This window comes from Klebsiella sp. 4_1_44FAA (genome assembly GCF_000238715.1).
In the GTDB taxonomy this organism is placed as follows: Bacteria; Pseudomonadota; Gammaproteobacteria; order Enterobacterales; family Enterobacteriaceae; genus Klebsiella; species Klebsiella pneumoniae.
In genome coordinates, this window is the sequence record NZ_JH414841.1 from 1 (window position 1) to 1,028 (window position 1,028).

3 pseudogenes are annotated in these 1,028 nt (G+C 60.9%); 2 read left to right on the top strand and 1 reads right to left on the bottom strand.

What is annotated here, in order from left to right:
* Window positions 1–175: 175 nt before the first annotated feature.
* A pseudogene (locus tag HMPREF1024_RS32005) lies at window positions 176–265 on the top strand (MarR family transcriptional regulator); the annotation flags it as partial.
* A gap of 315 nt (window positions 266–580) precedes the next feature.
* Here the strand turns inward: HMPREF1024_RS32005 and HMPREF1024_RS31920 are convergent.
* Window positions 581–724: pseudogene (locus HMPREF1024_RS31920) on the bottom strand (hypothetical protein); the annotation flags it as partial.
* Between HMPREF1024_RS31920 and HMPREF1024_RS31925 the strand changes: the two are divergent.
* Window positions 656–982: pseudogene (locus HMPREF1024_RS31925) on the top strand (GNAT family N-acetyltransferase); the annotation flags it as partial. The pseudogenes HMPREF1024_RS31920 and HMPREF1024_RS31925 sit on opposite strands and share 69 nt — an antisense overlap.
* Between the last annotated feature and the right edge of the window lie 46 nt (window positions 983–1,028).

Genomic DNA, 1,028 nt, shown 5'->3' on the forward strand with positions numbered 1-1,028 from the left:
AACCATTTCATTTGCTGGACCCGCCGCCATGCCTGATACCCCCTTAATCCAACAGATTCGTACCGCCTCGCGGTTAATGGTGCGCGAGCTGGGCTTTATGAGCACCACGCTGGCCGCCACCCATTATTCACCTTCGGCGGTGCACACCCTGCTTGAGGTATCGATGAGGGGGGAGATGACGGCCGCGCAGCTGGTCACGTTGCTGGGACTGGAAAAATCAAGCGTCAGCCGGATGGTCTCTCGTCTGCTGGCGGCTGGTGAGCTGGAGGAGCGTCCTTGCGCGGAGGATGCGCGCGCGAAATCACTCGCCCTGACGGCAAAGGGGCACGATACGGTGGCGAAAATTAACGCCTGGGGTACCCGTCAGGTGGTGGAGGCGTTAGACCATCTGGATGAGACGCAGCAGCAAACTGTCGCCACTGGACTGGCGGCCTATGCCCGGGCGCTGGCGCAGTGTCGGGATAGCGCGCTTGCGGATACGGCTCCGCAAATTTCGCTGATGACCGGCTACCAGCCGGGGATGATCGGCCGGATAGCCCAGATGCACGGGGAGTATTACGCCCGTCATCATGACTTTGGCGCTTTTTTTGAAGGCAAGGTCGCCAGCGGCGTAGCGGAATTTGCCACCCGGCTCTCCTCCCCGGCCAACCAGATCTGGCTGGCGATCCGCGAAGGGAAAATCGTCGGCTCGCTGGCTATCGATGGCGAGGACCTCGGCCAGCAGGAGGCGTATTTGCGCTGGTTCATTCTCGATGACAGCTGCCGGGGAAGCGGCATTGGCAGGCGGCTCCTCAGCGAGGCGATGGCTTTCTGCGATAGTCGCCAGTTTAGCGCGGTGCAGCTGTGGACCTTTAAAGGGTTGGACGCGGCCCGCAAACTGTATGAATCCTTTGGCTTCACGTTAATCCGCGAATGGCAGGGGGAGCAGTGGGGAAAGGTAATGACCGAGCAGCAATTTACCCGGTCCGGAAACACCGGCTAAGGGCGTGGCGCCTTAGCCGGTGGGGGGACATGGAGATTACGTCAGT